Here is a 15251-nt window from a genome sequence, read left to right as displayed (position 1 = left end):
ATACATGGGTTTAGAGGTGGATATTATCTTCAAGATTGCAGGTGTCGGCATCGTAGTCGCCTTTTTGCACACGATACTGGACCAGGTAGGTAAGAAAGAGTATGCACAATGGGTTACATTATTTGGCTTTATCTATATTTTATTCATGGTTGCCAACATCGTAGATGACTTATTTCAAAAAATTAAATCGGTATTCTTATTCCAGGGATAAAGGGGGATACGATCATTGAAATACTTCAAATAGTCGGAGTAGCCTTAATCTCGACATTCTTAGCCCTAATTATAAAAGAGCAAAAACCTAATATCGCCTTTTTGTTAGTTGTATTTGTCGGCTGTGTGATTTTTCTGTTTCTTGTGGATCAAATCGCATCCATCATTGAAATGGTAGAAAGAATTGCCTTGAACGCAAAGGTGAATACCGTTTATGTGGAAACGATTTTAAAAATAATCGGCATCGCCTATATTGCTGAATTTGCCGTGCAAATAACAAAGGATGCTGGTCAAGGTGCGATTGCCTCTAAGATAGAACTTGCCGGAAAAATATTGATTCTCGCCATGGCCGTGCCGATTTTAACTGTTCTTGTAGAAACAATTATTAATATGATTCCTAATTAGTAAGACGCTTTAATCTCGAGGTGGACTGATGAAAACGAAACTAAAAGTTGCGCTACTATTCCTATTCACATTCTTTTTTGTATTTAATCCAGTTGTACAAGCAGCACCTCAAGAAGCTACAGAAGAAGAATCAACTGAGCAAAATGCAGCATTAAGCGCGGAAGAGGTCGTTCAAACTCAAATAGATAGCTTGGACTTATCCGAATTAAAAGGTTTCTGGGAAAGTATCACATCCGAGTATGGAGGGTATTTGCCAGAGATTCAGAAAGGGAGTCTATATGATTTTCTTAAAGGAGAAAAAGATTTTGATTACAGCATGTTTTTCTCTGGATTAGTTAAGTTTATTTTTCATGAAGTTGTCGTGAATGGCAAGCTCCTTGGTTCTCTTATTCTATTAACTGTTTTCAGCATGCTGTTGCAAATGCTCCAAAATTCATTTGAAAAGAGCTCCATCAGCAAGGTTGCTTATGCGATTGTATTTATGGTGATTATCATACTAGCATTGAACAGCTTTCATGTAGCTATAACATATGCCAATGAGGCGATTGGCACGATGACAAGCTTTATCCTTGCTTTGGTTCCGCTCCTGCTGGGATTGATGGCAGCATCTGGAGGAGTAATTTCAGCGGCGTTTTTTCATCCGGTAATTCTGTTTCTTATGAATACAAGCGGTATGCTGATCTCCTATATTGTGCTGCCCTTGCTGTTTTTAGCTACCTTGCTGCATATTGTCAGCAGTTTGTCAGAGCAGTATAAAGTCACACAGCTAGGTAATTTGTTGCGCAATATCTCTATCGGAATTCTTGGGTTATTCCTAACAATATTCTTAGGTGTTATATCTGTTCAAGGGATATCAACTGCTGTTACGGACGGGGTTACATTGCGAACAGCGAAATTTGTGGCAGGCAATTTCATTCCAGTCATCGGCAGAATGTTCACAGACACAGCAGATACAGTTATTAGCGCATCCCTTTTGCTTAAAAACACAGTTGGGATTGCAGGTGTTGCCATTCTGCTGTTAATCGTTGCTTTTCCTGCATTGAAAATTCTAGTGATTTCCATCATTTATAAATTTGCCGCAGCGCTTCTTCAGCCACTTGGCGGAGGTCCTGTCATCAACTGTCTAGATATTATCAGCAAAAGTGTTCTGTATGTATTTGCTGCCTTGGCGATCGTTTCCTTCATGTTCTTTTTAAGTCTTACAGTCATTATCGCTGCAAGCAATGTGACGATGATGATGAAATAAGGTAGGTGAGTGAATATCAGTTATATAACAGAATGGGTCACCAATATAATTCTTTTTGTACTGCTTGCAACAGTCATCGATATGCTGCTGCCGAATTCAACATTTCAGAAATATGCGAAGCTCGTTTGCGGTCTGCTGTTGATCACGGTTATCTTAACACCTGTGTTCAAGCTTGTTTCCGGTGACTTTGAACAAGTGCTCAAAGCAGCTACTATCAATCTTCCAGAAGAAAAAAATATAGAAAATTCGATAGAATCGCAAAAAAAAGAAATACAAGCATCACTTGATGAATATACATTAGAAAAAATGGCTGTCCAACTGAAGGAGGATGCCAACAAGGAGTTGATAGCAGATTACGGTGTCGAAATCGATTCGATTAAACTATCGCTGAATGACCAAACAGAGCAAAGCTTTCCAGAGAATTTAGACAAACTTGTCCTCGTCTTGAAAGAGGCAGACGAAAACAATCAGGGGGCAGTGGAAGCAGTCAGCCCAGTATCTATTGACACACAGCAACCCCTTCTTGCAAGCAGTGACAAGGAACAAGTAGATAATGCAGATATTGTTTCATTTCTATCGGGAAAATGGGATGTACCACAAGATAGCATTGACATCCTAGCTAAAGGAGGGGAATAGTGCAGATATGGGAAAAGACAATGAAAATGACCACGAAAAGGACAAGACGCAAGGCCCGATCACCTTTTTGAAAAAGCTGATGTCTGGCAATAACAACAAGAAGCAAAACAAGGCTCAATACTTGATAATAGTCGTCCTGTTTGGAGCGGGAATCATGCTTTTAAGCAATATGTTCTTTAAAAACGACAACTCCGATGTATCTGCATTCAGCCAGAATGCGGAAAACACGTCCGAGCAGGCTGAAGAAGTTTTCGGACAGAAATCAAGCGGTTCATCTGATATTACTGATTACGAGAAACTATATACAGAAAAGATCAAAGAGGCAGTCAATTCAATGGCTGGCGTGAAAGACGCCGTTGTTTATGTGAACATTGATGGCTCTGAGAAAAAGGTATATGAGAAAAATCAGACAACTTCAAGTCAAACAACTGAAGAGGAAGACCCGCAGGGCGGGAAACGAACTGTGGAGGAAAACTCTTCAGAAGAGACGCTCGTTACTGTACCAAATGGAGATAAACAAGTTCCGATTGTGGTGGAAACAAAGAAGCCGACTATTAGAGGTGTTCTCGTCATCGCAAAAGGAGCTGAAAATATAAAAGTAAAAAGCATGATAGTCGAGGCTGTAACAAGGGCTTTAGATGTCCCAAGCCATCGGGTATCTGTTCAAGCAAAACAAAACTAAGGGGGATTCATAAATGTTATTGAAAAAACAAACTGTATGGTTATTGACAATGTTAAGCTTAGTGGTTGTATTGACTGTGTACTACACAACATCACCAGAACAGACAAATGAATTTGCTGCTACAGAAAGTAAGCAAACAGAAGATACAGCCAAGGAAAATGCAGCTGGAACTGAAAATGCTGAGCAAAGTGCAGAAACAAAAGGAGCAGAGGATGGCAGCTCTGTATCTACAGTCGCTTCAGATGAAGTGTTTGAAGAAATGCGCCTGCAACTTGATGAACAGCGCAGCAAGGAAGAAGAACAGCTGACAGAGACAATTTCAGAGGCAAAAACAGCAGAAGAGAAAAGTGCAGCTCAAGACAAAATTGATGAAATAAGAACACTTTCCGATAATGAAAAAATGGTGGAAACACTGATTAAAGCAGAAAATTATGAGGATGTACTTGTCCGCACTGTTGACGGCAAAGTTAATGTCACTGTAAAAGCAGAAGAGCTTTCTGCAGAAGCTGCAAATGATATTGTTCAGTTAGTAAGAGAAAACTTAAATCAGCCGAACGCATTTGTAGCAGTTACATTCGATCCAAAATAAGAAATTGCCGGCAAAAAGGAAAAGGCGACTTTTCCTTTTTGCTCTTTTTATGTCAAAACAGAAAATATGCTGTGAATAGTTATTTTCAGCAGAAAATGGTATGATAATTCAGCAGAAGGAATAAAAAACTGCAAGAAAAATGATACTGAATGATAGAAGTGGTTGAACTATTAGAAGGTCTTATCGTATGATATTAGTAGCTAGTCATAAAGAAATGTAATTAAAGGAGTGCAAGAATAGCATGTTGAAAATAGAAGAAATTAAGGATTTAATCAACCTAATCAATGATTCAAACATCAGCGACTTTGTATATGAGAACGAAGGAGCAAAGGTAGAAATCAAAAAAAATCGCCCTGAAGTGCAAGCAGTATCAGCTGTAAGTGCACCAGCACCAGTACCTCAAGTTCAAGCAGTTCAGCCTCAAGCTGTGCAAGCTGCTCCAGAAGCTAAGCAAGCAGATGTAGCAGCAGAGAACCTACATAAGGTAACTTCTCCGATGGTAGGGACATTTTATCAATCAGCAACACCAGATGCTGCTGCATATGTTTCAGTTGGAGATAAAGTGTCAAAAGATACAGTAGTATGTATTGTGGAAGCAATGAAGCTATTCAATGAAATCACGGCTGAGGTTGAAGGGGAAATTGTCGAGATTCTTGTTAAAGACGGCGAGCTAGTAGAATATGGTGAACCTTTATTCTTAGTGAAGGCACTGTAAGAAGAGAGGGTTTAACATATGATTAAGAAACTGTTAATCGCAAACAGAGGAGAAATTGCGGTTCGCATTATTAGAGCGTGCCGTGAAATGAATATTGAAACAGTAGCAGTCTACTCAGAAGCAGACAGAGAAGCGCTTCATGTCCAGCTTGCAGACGAAGCTATCTGCATTGGGCCGACTTCTTCAAAGGAAAGCTATCTAAACTTTACAAACATCATCAGTGCAGCAATGCTGACTGGCAGTGATGCCATCCATCCAGGCTACGGATTTTTGGCAGAAAATGCTGACTTTGCGGAGCTTTGCCGTGACTGCAATATCACCTTCGTTGGACCAAGTCCAGAGGCGATCAATAAGATGGGAACAAAAGACATTGCCAGAGAAACAATGCGTGAAGCTGGTGTGCCGATTGTACCAGGCTCACAAGGTATCATTAAAGATTTAGAAGATGGTATCAGCTTAGCAGAGAAAATCGGCTATCCTGTTATTATTAAAGCAACTGCAGGCGGCGGGGGTAAAGGTATCCGTGTTGCCAGAACAAAAGAAGAGCTGATTAGTGGAATCAACATTACTCAGCAGGAAGCTTTGACAGCTTTCGGTAATGCTGGTGTATACTTGGAGAAGTTTATTGAAGACTTCCGCCATGTAGAGCTGCAGGTACTTGCTGATAACTATGGCCATGTTATTCACTTAGGTGAAAGAGACTGCTCTATCCAAAGAAGACTGCAAAAGTTGCTGGAAGAGACGCCTTCTCCTGTTTTGACAGAAGAAATTCGCAATAAAATGGGAGCTGCAGCAGTTAAAGCGGCAGAGGCAGTACAATATTCTGGTGCAGGTACAGTTGAGTTCATTTATGATTATCAAAACGAACAATTCTATTTCATGGAAATGAATACACGTATTCAAGTGGAACATCCGGTTACAGAAATGGTCACAGGTATTGATTTGATAAAAGAGCAAATACTAGTAGCATCTGGAAAACCATTGGCTATTACGCAAAAGGATGTAGAATTTAACGGATGGGCAATCGAATGCCGCATCAATGCTGAAAATCCAGCTAAGAACTTTATGCCTTCTGCCGGGAAAATCAATATGTACCTTCCGCCGGGCGGTTTAGGTGTTCGTGTTGATTCAGCAGCGTATCCTGGTTATACGATCCCGCCGTATTATGACAGCATGATTGCTAAAGTTATTACATATGGCGCAACAAGAGAAGAAGCAATATCACGTATGAAGCGTGCTCTTAGTGAATTCGTCATTGAGGGTGTTCATACGACAATCCCATTTCACTTGAAACTCCTTAATCATGAAAAATTTGTGGAAGGAAACTTCAACACAAAATTTTTAGAGATGTATGATTTGATGAAATCTGAAGATTAAAGGGAGGAACCAATATGAGCGAATCAACTATTTTAGATATGAACCAGGAATTTAACGGCTTAGGAAAAGTTGAAATTGCCCCTGAAGTCATAGAAGTAATCGCTGGAATTGCCGCATCTGAAGTGGAGGGCGTAGCCCAAATGAGAGGAAACTTTGCCTCTGGTGTTGTAGAAAAGCTTGGGAAAAAGCTGCACAACAAAGGAGTTAAGGTAGAACTTGCAGATGAAGGTATCAAGGTGGATGTTTATTGTGTCATGAATTTTGGCGTTTCCATCCCGCAAGTGGCACAGCAAATACAAGATAATATTCGCCAAACACTGATCAATATGACGGCGTTAGTGGCTGAAGAAATAAATATACATGTGGTTGGCGTTCAGTTTGAGAATGCTAAGCAAGATACAGAAACACAGCAAGAGATGTAAAAAAATAAGCTGCTATTAGGATATGCTTAACTTTCTATACATTTAGCGTTCCAAACTATGTGTAGAGAAGTAGCTATCCATGGCAGCTTTTTTCTTTGTCTGATTCATTCGTGAATAGCAGTTTCAAGCTATATATGCTATTATCTTTTTAGCAATGTTTGCAAAAATAGCATGAATGAGATCAAATAGTATAAAAATAAGAGTCCATGACAGGATTTTTTAGAGAAAAACATGACAAGCATGCAAATTACATGCAAGTGTTTAAAGGAGCATAAAGGAAATGAAAAGAAGAACGGCAAGAGAAAAGGCGCTTCAAGCATTATTTCAAATTGACCTGAGCGATATAGACAAAAATGAGGCAATCATCCATGCATTAGACGGAGAAAAGCCGGATGCCTATTTGTCTGCACTGGTGAATGGTGTGCTGGACAACCAGTTATCTATTGACGAGCATATTAAGAAGCACTTGGAAAACTGGACGATTGAAAGAATTGCCAATGTCGACAGAAATCTGCTTCGCATAGCTGTTTATGAACTTGTTTACAATACAGAGGAAGTGCCGCAAAATGTAGTAATTGATGAAGCGGTAGAAATTGCAAAAGCATATGGTGATGATAAATCAAGCAAGTTTGTTAATGGCATCCTTTCTAAAATTAAAAACAGTTTGTAAGGCTTGACTAAAGGGAATAAAAGAGTGCATGCCAAATAGGGCTTACTCGTCATTCGAAAGGGAAAAGCAGGACTTCTTCTGCCATTCCCTTTTATCCTGTATAGGAGCGTTATATAATGGAAAATAGATATTTAACAATACAAGCATTAACAAAATACATAAAAAGAAAATTTGATGCAGATCCCCATTTGCAACATGTCCATGTCAAAGGAGAAATATCCAATTTTAAACAGCATAGCAGCGGGCATATGTACTTTACATTAAAGGATGATAAAGCAAGAATTCTTGCCGTTATGTTTTCAAGAAACGCACAAGGCATGAAATTCAAGCCTGAAAACGGCATGAAGGTACTTGTAAAGGCATCTGTTACCGTATATGAGCAAAGCGGTCAATACCAAATGTATGTGCAAGAAATGAGGCCAGACGGTGTCGGCGACTTGTATTTGGCATATGAACAGCTAAAGAAAAAATTGGAGGCAAGTGGACTGTTTTCTCCTACATATAAACAAGCAATCCCAAAATATCCTGATACAATCGGGATTATCACTTCTCCTACAGGTGCAGCCATCAGAGATATACTCATCACCATCAAAAGGCGTTATCCAATCGCTAAAATCATCATTTTTCCTGCACTAGTTCAAGGAGAGGCAGCAGCACCTTCTATTGTAAAAGCAATTGAAAAAGCTAACAATCTAACGGGCCCATCCATTGATGTATTGATTGTCGGAAGAGGCGGCGGTTCGATTGAGGAGCTTTGGGCATTTAATGAAGAAGCTGTTGCTAATGCTATATTTGCATCGAAAGTTCCGATTATATCTGCTGTAGGGCATGAAACAGACTTCACGATCGCTGACTTTGTTGCAGATTTGAGAGCTCCAACGCCAACTGGAGCAGCCGAAATGGCAGCACCGCATATGGAAGAGCTTATGGAAAGAGTGCTGACCCGTAAGGCAAGGCTCATTCGCGGAATGAAAGAAAGGGTCGACAAGGAAAAGCACAGACTCGGAAAGATGGAAAAATCATATGCCTTTCGTTATCCAAAGTTACTCCTTGACCAAAAGATGGAACAATTGGATAGGCAAAATGAATTATTGCAGCGCAATATTAAAAAGCTGCTTGCATCAAATGAAGAGAAGCAGGAAGTTCTGGCACGCCGCCTTCTCAGACGTCATCCACAAGAGCTGCTGAGTCTTGCAGAAAAGGACCGAATCAGCCTAGAAAAAAACCTTGTTCGAAATATGAGTTTAATATACCAGAACAAAGCACAGATGTTTCATTCCATCATTGGCAAAATGGATGCATTGAGTCCATTGAAAATCATGGAAAGAGGCTATAATCTTGCTTATTCAGCTGAAGGGAAATTAATTTCCAGCATAAAACAAGTAACCGAAAATGAAAAAATAGAACTGCGGCTTTCGGATGGAACAGTAAAAGCTCAAGTGACATCTATTAAGGAGTGAATAAATATGTCTAAAATAACCGGCTTATCCTTTGAAGAAGCGATGGAAGAGCTAGAAAAGATTGTGGAAAAGCTTGAGGAAGGCGATGTGCCTCTTGAGGAAGCAATCAATACTTACAAAAGAGGGATGGAACTATCGAAGTTTTGTCATGATAAACTAAAAAATGTGGAAGAACAGCTTGCAGAAGTTGTCCTCGATAATGGACAAAAAGAAGCATTTTCCATAGGCGAGGAGGAATAAGCGCTTGTCCGGACTTTCTTTAGCAGCTTTTACAGAAAAATATAAAAAACTAGTTGAACAGCAATTAAAAGACAGCGTTTCACAACTGGCAGCCCCGGAAGTTATTCTAGATTCCATGCACTATTCTCTTTCTGCCGGCGGCAAGCGCATCCGCCCGTTGCTCACTTTCGCCACAATGGCGGCTTTTGGGAAAGATCCCGAATCTGGACTTATACCCGCTGCGGCAATTGAAATGATACATACATATTCATTGATTCATGATGATCTGCCAAGCATGGATGATGATGATTTGCGAAGAGGTATTCCTACTAACCATAAAGTCTATGGTGAAGCTATTGCCATTCTTGCAGGAGACGCCTTGCTTACATACAGCTTTCAGCTTGTAACAAGCATGAAAGACACTGACGCAGATAAAAAAATTAAAGTGCTGGAAATTATTGCGAAGGCTGCAGGTGCTGAAGGTATGGTCGGCGGTCAAGTCGGCGATATTGAAGGGGAAGGAAAACAGCTTTCTAAACAAGATCTTGAATATATCCATGTCCATAAAACAGGCAAAATGCTCGAGGCAAGTGTCTTAGTCGGCGCTCATCTTGCAGACGCAAAAAGCGAGCAGATTGAGCTTTTAACAGCTTTTGCTTATCACTTAGGTCTAGCCTTCCAAATCAGAGATGATATTTTAGATGTAGAGGGCGATGAAGAACTGATCGGCAAGCCTCTTGGAAGTGATGAAGATAATCATAAGAGTACATATCCCGCTCTCCTGACAATGGACGGGGCAAAAAAAGAGCTCGCTTATCATATTGCTGCCGCTAAGGAAAAGCTCGCCGGTTTATCGCTGGAAACTAAACTGTTGGAGGAAATGACAGATTTAGTCGGTAATCGTAACAGCTAAAAACATGTTTAACTAATAATTGAATTAGGGTATATTTGGGAGAAGACACTTCTTTTTTTAAGGACAAGTTAACCCTGCTACGTAAAGAATATACGTAAATACGACCGTTATCACTTTGTGTTAGCGGTTATTTTTAGGAGCTTTATGTTAAAATAAACATGAATGGTACTTTTTATGTGAAAAAGGTGTTCGGATTTAAGTTTTCTTTTTTAATATATATTTACCACTTAGTAAGAACTATATAGAATTACTTCCTATTAAGGATGTTTGAATGGTATAATACATATTTAATATGTATAGCTAATAATAAAGGTTAGATGATAATAAAGCATACATAATTTTAATTTATTTATAAAAAAGGAAATAAACACGGTTTTTTATATAAGGTTTAAATTGAAGGAAAGAGAGTTGTTAACGATGGATTTATCGTCAATAAAGAATCCAGCCTTTCTCAAAGACCTATCGATCGAAGAACTTGAGAAGTTGAGTGAAGAGGTTCGTCATTTTTTAATAAATAAACTGTCGGATAAGGGCGGACATCTCGGTCCGAATTTAGGTGTAGTCGAGTTGACAATCGCATTGCATAAATGTTTTGATAGCCCGAAAGACAAGTTTATTTGGGATGTAGGACATCAAGCATATGTGCATAAAATCTTGACAGGCAGAGCGAAGGATTTTGATACGCTCAGACAATATAAAGGGTTATCAGGATTTCCAAAAATGAATGAAAGCGAGCATGATGTTTGGGAAACTGGTCACAGCTCTACCTCTTTATCAGCGGCAATGGGTATGGCAGTTGCTCGTGATTTGAAGAAGGAAGACTCTTATGTTGTGCCAATCATTGGTGATGGTGCTTTAACAGGCGGAATGGCGTTAGAAGCTTTAAACCATATTGGCGATGAGAAAACTAATATGATTGTGATTCTTAACGACAATGAAATGAGCATTGCACCAAATGTTGGAGCATTGCATCATGTGCTTGGAAGACTGCGGACAGCCGGTAAATATCAATGGGCGAAAGATGAACTGGAAATGCTCATGAAAAAAATCCCCGCAGTTGGCGGGAAGCTGGCAGCGACAGCAGAAAGAATTAAAGACAGTCTAAAATATCTGCTTGTTTCTGGTGTGTTCTTTGAAGAGCTTGGCTTCACATACCTAGGTCCGGTCGACGGCCATAACTATGAAGATTTAATGGAACATTTGAATTATGCAAAGAAAACGGAAGGCCCGGTCCTTTTGCATGTATTGACGAAAAAAGGCAAAGGCTTTTCACCTGCTGAGAAGGATAAGGTCGGCACATGGCATGGAACAGGTCCATATAAAATTGAGACAGGTGCTCTAGTGAAGCCTGCCAATACTGCCCCAGCATGGAGCAAACTTGTCAGTGATACGGTGCTTAAGCTTGCTAGACAAGATGAAAGAATTGTCGCCATTACGCCTGCCATGCCTGTTGGGTCTAAACTTGAAGCCTTTGCGCAAGAGTTTCCGGACAGAATGCTGGATGTGGGAATTGCAGAACAGCATGCAGTTACACTTGCAGCAGGGCTTGCAACCCAAAACATGAAGCCGTTTTTGGCGATTTATTCTACTTTTCTGCAAAGAGCATATGACCAGATGCTTCACGATGTATGCAGACAAAATCTGAACGTCTTTATTGGTATTGACCGCTCAGGACTTGTAGGTGCAGACGGAGAGACACATCAAGGTGTGTATGACATTTCCTTCCTTCGCCATATGCCGAATTTAGTAATAATGATGCCGAAAGACGAGAACGAAGGTCAGCATATGGTTCATACAGCGCTTAGCTACAATGATGGACCGATTGCAATGAGATTCCCTCGAGGCAACGGGCTTGGTGTTCCGATGGACGAAACATTACAGTCAATTCCAATTGGAACTTGGGAAGTGCTGAGAGAAGGCACAGATGCAGCTATTTTGACATTCGGTACAACAATCGGAATGGCGATGAAAGCTGCTGAAATTCTTGAAAAGCAAGGAACATCTGTTAAAGTCATTAATGCAAGATTTATCAAGCCATTGGATGAGCAGATGCTAAATGAATTGTTCAAACTCCAAATGCCAATATTAACAATAGAAGAAGCAGTATTGCAAGGCGGTTTTGGCAGCTATGTTCTTGAATATGCACAAGGAGCTGGCTTTGGGTCTACTGTTATTGACAGAATGGGAATTCCTGATCAATTTATAGAGCATGGAGATGTTGATTCCTTGTTGGCAGAAATTCACTTAACAACAGAAGAAGCGGTTAAAAGAATTAACTCGATTGCGAGAAAAAAACAAAAAAGGGCTTAGATAATAGATGAAGAAAGAACGCATTGATGTTTTATTAGTCGAGCAAGGATTATTTGAAACGAGAGAAAAAGCAAAGAGAGCCATCATGGCAGGAATTGTGTATTGTGATGAGGAGAGACTGGATAAGCCGGGCGAAAAAATCCCGGCAGAATCCAAGCTTACTGTCAAAGGAAAAACGCTGAAATATGTGAGCCGCGGCGGCTTGAAGCTGGAAAAAGCACTGGAAGTCTTTGATTTAACAGCTCAAGACAAAGTTTTGCTCGATATAGGCGCGTCAACAGGTGGTTTTACAGATTGCGCCTTACAAAATGGTGCGAAAATGTCCTATGCACTTGATGTGGGCTATAACCAGCTTGCCTGGAAGCTTAGACAAGATGAAAGAGTAGTTGTAATGGAGCGCACTAACTTCCGTTATGTTACTCCTGCAGATTTAGAAGGAGAAATGCCGAATTTTGCATCCATCGATGTTTCTTTCATTTCTTTAAAGCTGATTCTTCCTGTGTTGAAAACCTTGCTGGTTTCTGGCAGTGATATTATTGCATTAGTTAAGCCGCAGTTTGAGGCAGGCAGAGAGCAAGTCGGCAAAAAGGGAATTGTCCGCGATAAAAAGGTTCATATGGATGTACTCGAAACGATTATTGAGTTTTCGAAGAAGGAAGGCTATCAAATCAAAAACCTGTCCTTTTCACCGATAACAGGCGGAGATGGGAACATTGAATTCCTTCTCCATTTATATTGGTCTGAAAATCAAGACGGAACAGATGCACAAATCCACATAAAAGAAGTCGTAGATTCTGCACATGAGGAACTGAAAAAAGCAAAGCAGTAAGTTAATAGGGACTCTTCTGAAAGGAATAAGTTCACACTTATTCCTTTTTGGATTGCAAAAGAATACATACAAATTATAGAATAAAGATACAATGAGAATACAAGGATTAAGAAGGTTTTTGTCAAACGATGGCGAAATATAGGAGTATAGACTTTAAAGTCTGCATAATGCAGACAAAAAAATGTACTTAACTAAAAACTTTTTAAATCACAACTCTAAAAAAAGTGGACAAATTGTCCATAAAGGAATGATAGATATGAATAAAGGCCAAAGGCATATAAAAATAAGAGATATTATTGCCAATAATGAAATAGAAACACAGGATGATCTTGTAGATGAGCTGAAGAATGCTGGGTATAATGTGACACAAGCAACTGTTTCAAGAGATATTAAGGAGCTTCATCTTGTAAAGGTGCCGTTGCAGGACGGCCGCTACAAATACAGCTTGCCGGCAGACCAGCGCTTTAATCCGCTGCAGAAACTAAAAAGAACGCTAATGGATGCATTCGTAAAAATTGATTCTGCAGGAAATTTGCTCGTATTGAAATCACTTCCTGGCAATGCACAAGCAATCGGTGCGCTGATCGATAACCTTGATTGGGATGAGATTTTAGGGACCATTTGTGGAGATGACACATGTCTTATTATTTGCCGTACTGCAGAAGACGGACAAACGATTACAGACCGCTTTCTTGATATGTTGTAAAAGAGGTGACATATTTTGCTTAATGAATTATCAATTAAAAATTTTGCCATAATAGAATCCTTATCCGTCTCCTTTCAAAAAGGATTGACCGTTCTAACAGGGGAAACAGGTGCTGGGAAATCCATTATTATTGATGCGATAAATTTGCTTGTAGGCGGCAGGGGTTCTGCTGAATTTGTTCGCCATGGGGAAGAAAAGGCAGAAATAGAAGGGCTTTTTTATATTGAAAATGGCCATCCTTGCTTTCAGAAAATGGAAGAGTTCGGAATAGATATCGAGGAAGGAACCATTATCTTGAGAAGAGATATCTCCGTTTCAGGCAAAAGTATTTGCCGAATAAACGGAAAGCTTATAACGATATCCACATTGAGGGAAATCGGCTCAAGCCTTATCGATATCCATGGCCAGCATGAGCATCAGGAATTGATGGATGAAACGAAACATCTCATGCTTCTGGATACGTATGCTCATACAGAACTCGCCCCTGTGCTAAAGGAATATGAAGCATTATACCGTTCGTATACTCAAACACAAAAAAAGCTTATGAACTTGACTGAAAATGAACAGCAGATGGCTCATCGTTTGGATTTATTAACCTTTCAGCATCAGGAAATTATTAATGCCAATCTGCAAAAGAATGAAGATGAAGAATTGCTGGAGGAAAGAAAAAAGCTCGGCAATTTTGAGAGAATCTTCGAAAGCATTCAAACAAGCTATACTGCCTTAAAGGGAGAACAAAAGGGGTTAGACTGGCTTGGTGAAGTGATGGGGCATATGGAAGAAGCAGCAAGCCTTGATCCAGAGTATAAAGAGATTGCAGATTCTGTATCTAACAGTTTTTACATACTGGAGGATGTTGCAAGCAGGCTTCGAAACAGTCTTGATTATCTTGAATATGACCCTGAACGGCTCAATAGTATAGAATCCAGACTGAATGAGATAAATTCACTAAAACGTAAATATGGAAAATCCGTTGACGAAATATTGGAATATGCCGCTAAAATTGAAGAGGAGCTCGAAACACTCCAAAATAAAGAAACACATATTGATATGCTTGAAAAAGAATTATTAAGCATCAAAAAGGATTTGTTAGTAGAAGCAAATGAGCTTAGTTCTCTTCGCAAAAAAGCTGCACTCCGATTGACAGAAGACATTCATCAAGAACTGAAACAGCTGTATATGGAAAAGACAGTGTTTGAAGTCAGAATTAATGCGGATGATGATAATGTAACTAAATCTGGTATGGATGATGTGGAGTTTTATATTTCAACAAATCCGGGCGAGCCGCTTAAGCCATTGTCTAAAATTGTTTCAGGCGGTGAATTGTCGAGAATGATGCTTGCATTAAAGAGTATTTTTTCTAAGCATCAAGGCGTGACGTCGATTATCTTTGACGAAGTGGATACAGGTGTCAGCGGTAGAGTTGCACAAGCGATTGCTGAAAAGATATCCAAAGTTGCAGCAGGTTCACAGGTGCTTTGCATATCCCATATGCCGCAAGTGGCCGCCATGGCAGATACCCATCTTTATATTGCTAAAGCCATTCATGATGGAAGAACTTCGACGACTGTCACTCCATTGGCAAAACAAGATAAAGTAAAAGAAATTGCCCGAATGATATCCGGAACAGAAATTACCGATTTGACAAAAAAACATGCAAAAGAGCTGTTAAAATTAGCCCAAAAGGTCAAGAATAATGGATAGAACAAGGAAAACCTCTGTTTAACAGGGGTTTTCTATTTTTACTAAGGAACTTTTGAGTATGCTTTTAGCTATTCAAGTTTTACAAAATTACTATTACTAACCAAAGTGTGCAGGTTTTTTATAGTTTTTACAGTAATAAATGACCGCCATGCAGGCAA

17 protein-coding genes are annotated in these 15251 nt (G+C 39.6%); all 17 read left to right on the top strand.

Annotated features, from left to right (window positions below; translation table 11 throughout):
- Nucleotides 1-4: 4 nt before the first annotated feature.
- The gene (gene spoIIIAC / locus MKX82_RS13290) at nt 5-211 is read left to right on the top strand and encodes a stage III sporulation protein AC (RefSeq protein WP_127737492.1); all 207 of its coding nucleotides are present in this window, start codon (nt 5-7) and stop codon (nt 209-211) included.
- An 11-nt stretch (nt 212-222) separates the two neighbouring features.
- Nucleotides 223-615, top strand: coding sequence for a stage III sporulation protein AD (spoIIIAD, locus tag MKX82_RS13285; protein WP_233314711.1), 393 nt, complete (start codon nt 223-225; stop codon nt 613-615).
- Nucleotides 616-643: 28 nt separating this feature from the next.
- Complete coding sequence (gene spoIIIAE, locus MKX82_RS13280; RefSeq protein WP_341077737.1) at nt 644-1861, top strand: stage III sporulation protein AE; 1218 nt, start codon at nt 644-646, stop codon at nt 1859-1861.
- 9 nt (nt 1862-1870) lie between these two features.
- A complete protein-coding gene (spoIIIAF, locus tag MKX82_RS13275; RefSeq protein WP_311315886.1) occupies nt 1871-2497 on the top strand; it encodes a stage III sporulation protein AF in 627 nt (208 codons plus the stop codon).
- Between the two features lie 7 nt (nt 2498-2504).
- Nucleotides 2505-3179 carry a stage III sporulation protein AG gene (gene spoIIIAG, locus MKX82_RS13270; RefSeq protein ID WP_233313200.1) on the top strand — a complete coding sequence of 225 codons (675 nt, stop codon included), beginning with the start codon at nt 2505-2507 and terminating at the stop codon, nt 3177-3179.
- A 13-nt stretch (nt 3180-3192) separates the two neighbouring features.
- Nucleotides 3193-3768 carry a SpoIIIAH-like family protein gene (locus MKX82_RS13265; RefSeq protein ID WP_233313201.1) on the top strand — a complete coding sequence of 192 codons (576 nt, stop codon included), beginning with the start codon at nt 3193-3195 and terminating at the stop codon, nt 3766-3768.
- A gap of 241 nt (nt 3769-4009) precedes the next feature.
- A complete protein-coding gene (gene accB / locus MKX82_RS13260; RefSeq protein ID WP_341077732.1) occupies nt 4010-4483 on the top strand; it encodes an acetyl-CoA carboxylase biotin carboxyl carrier protein in 474 nt (157 codons plus the stop codon).
- An 18-nt stretch (nt 4484-4501) separates the two neighbouring features.
- A complete protein-coding gene (gene accC, locus MKX82_RS13255) occupies nt 4502-5860 on the top strand; it encodes an acetyl-CoA carboxylase biotin carboxylase subunit (RefSeq protein ID WP_233313204.1) in 1359 nt (452 codons plus the stop codon).
- 14 nt (nt 5861-5874) lie between these two features.
- Nucleotides 5875-6282 (top strand): Asp23/Gls24 family envelope stress response protein, encoded by a 408-nt coding sequence (locus MKX82_RS13250; protein ID WP_233313205.1) that lies wholly within the window; start codon nt 5875-5877, stop codon nt 6280-6282.
- Nucleotides 6283-6562: 280 nt separating this feature from the next.
- On the top strand, nt 6563-6952 hold the full coding sequence (nusB, locus tag MKX82_RS13245; RefSeq protein ID WP_233313206.1) for a transcription antitermination factor NusB: 390 nt from the start codon (nt 6563-6565) through the stop codon (nt 6950-6952).
- A 113-nt stretch (nt 6953-7065) separates the two neighbouring features.
- On the top strand, nt 7066-8412 hold the full coding sequence (gene xseA / locus MKX82_RS13240; protein ID WP_341079544.1) for an exodeoxyribonuclease VII large subunit: 1347 nt from the start codon (nt 7066-7068) through the stop codon (nt 8410-8412).
- Nucleotides 8413-8418: 6 nt separating this feature from the next.
- Nucleotides 8419-8652: an exodeoxyribonuclease VII small subunit gene (xseB, locus tag MKX82_RS13235; protein WP_233313209.1), complete on the top strand. Its 234-nt coding sequence runs from the start codon at nt 8419-8421 to the stop codon at nt 8650-8652.
- Between the two features lie 4 nt (nt 8653-8656).
- Nucleotides 8657-9544: a polyprenyl synthetase family protein gene (locus MKX82_RS13230; protein WP_233313210.1), complete on the top strand. Its 888-nt coding sequence runs from the start codon at nt 8657-8659 to the stop codon at nt 9542-9544.
- 417 nt (nt 9545-9961) lie between these two features.
- A complete protein-coding gene (dxs, locus tag MKX82_RS13225; protein ID WP_233313211.1) occupies nt 9962-11854 on the top strand; it encodes a 1-deoxy-D-xylulose-5-phosphate synthase in 1893 nt (630 codons plus the stop codon).
- Between the two features lie 7 nt (nt 11855-11861).
- Nucleotides 11862-12683 (top strand): TlyA family RNA methyltransferase, encoded by an 822-nt coding sequence (locus tag MKX82_RS13220; RefSeq protein WP_233313212.1) that lies wholly within the window; start codon nt 11862-11864, stop codon nt 12681-12683.
- Nucleotides 12684-12939: 256 nt separating this feature from the next.
- Nucleotides 12940-13389, top strand: a complete 450-nt coding sequence (gene ahrC, locus MKX82_RS13215) for a transcriptional regulator AhrC/ArgR (RefSeq protein WP_233313215.1) — start codon at nt 12940-12942, stop codon at nt 13387-13389.
- 15 nt (nt 13390-13404) lie between these two features.
- Nucleotides 13405-15093, top strand: coding sequence for a DNA repair protein RecN (recN, locus tag MKX82_RS13210; protein WP_341077728.1), 1689 nt, complete (start codon nt 13405-13407; stop codon nt 15091-15093).
- Nucleotides 15094-15251: the final 158 nt, after the last annotated feature.

This window comes from Niallia sp. FSL R7-0271, assembly GCF_038005785.1.
Lineage (GTDB): Bacteria > Bacillota > Bacilli > Bacillales > Cytobacillaceae > Niallia.
This window is presented reverse-complemented; position numbering and strand designations above follow the sequence as displayed.

Excerpts from the sequence above, each read along its gene's own strand:
- spoIIIAG (WP_233313200.1), top strand. The coding sequence starts at position 2,505 with ATGGGAAAAGACAATGAAAATGACCACGAAAAGGACAAGACGCAAGGC.
- spoIIIAE (WP_341077737.1), top strand. The coding sequence starts at position 644 with ATGAAAACGAAACTAAAAGTTGCGCTACTATTCCTATTCACATTCTTT.
- ahrC (WP_233313215.1), top strand. The coding sequence starts at position 12,940 with ATGAATAAAGGCCAAAGGCATATAAAAATAAGAGATATTATTGCCAAT.
- spoIIIAC (WP_127737492.1), top strand. The coding sequence starts at position 5 with ATGGGTTTAGAGGTGGATATTATCTTCAAGATTGCAGGTGTCGGCATC.
- MKX82_RS13265 (WP_233313201.1), top strand. The coding sequence starts at position 3,193 with ATGTTATTGAAAAAACAAACTGTATGGTTATTGACAATGTTAAGCTTA.
- xseB (WP_233313209.1), top strand. The coding sequence starts at position 8,419 with ATGTCTAAAATAACCGGCTTATCCTTTGAAGAAGCGATGGAAGAGCTA.
- MKX82_RS13220 (WP_233313212.1), top strand. The coding sequence starts at position 11,862 with ATGAAGAAAGAACGCATTGATGTTTTATTAGTCGAGCAAGGATTATTT.
- accB (WP_341077732.1), top strand. The coding sequence starts at position 4,010 with ATGTTGAAAATAGAAGAAATTAAGGATTTAATCAACCTAATCAATGAT.
- dxs (WP_233313211.1), top strand. The coding sequence starts at position 9,962 with ATGGATTTATCGTCAATAAAGAATCCAGCCTTTCTCAAAGACCTATCG.
- MKX82_RS13250 (WP_233313205.1), top strand. The coding sequence starts at position 5,875 with ATGAGCGAATCAACTATTTTAGATATGAACCAGGAATTTAACGGCTTA.
- nusB (WP_233313206.1), top strand. The coding sequence starts at position 6,563 with ATGAAAAGAAGAACGGCAAGAGAAAAGGCGCTTCAAGCATTATTTCAA.
- accC (WP_233313204.1), top strand. The coding sequence starts at position 4,502 with ATGATTAAGAAACTGTTAATCGCAAACAGAGGAGAAATTGCGGTTCGC.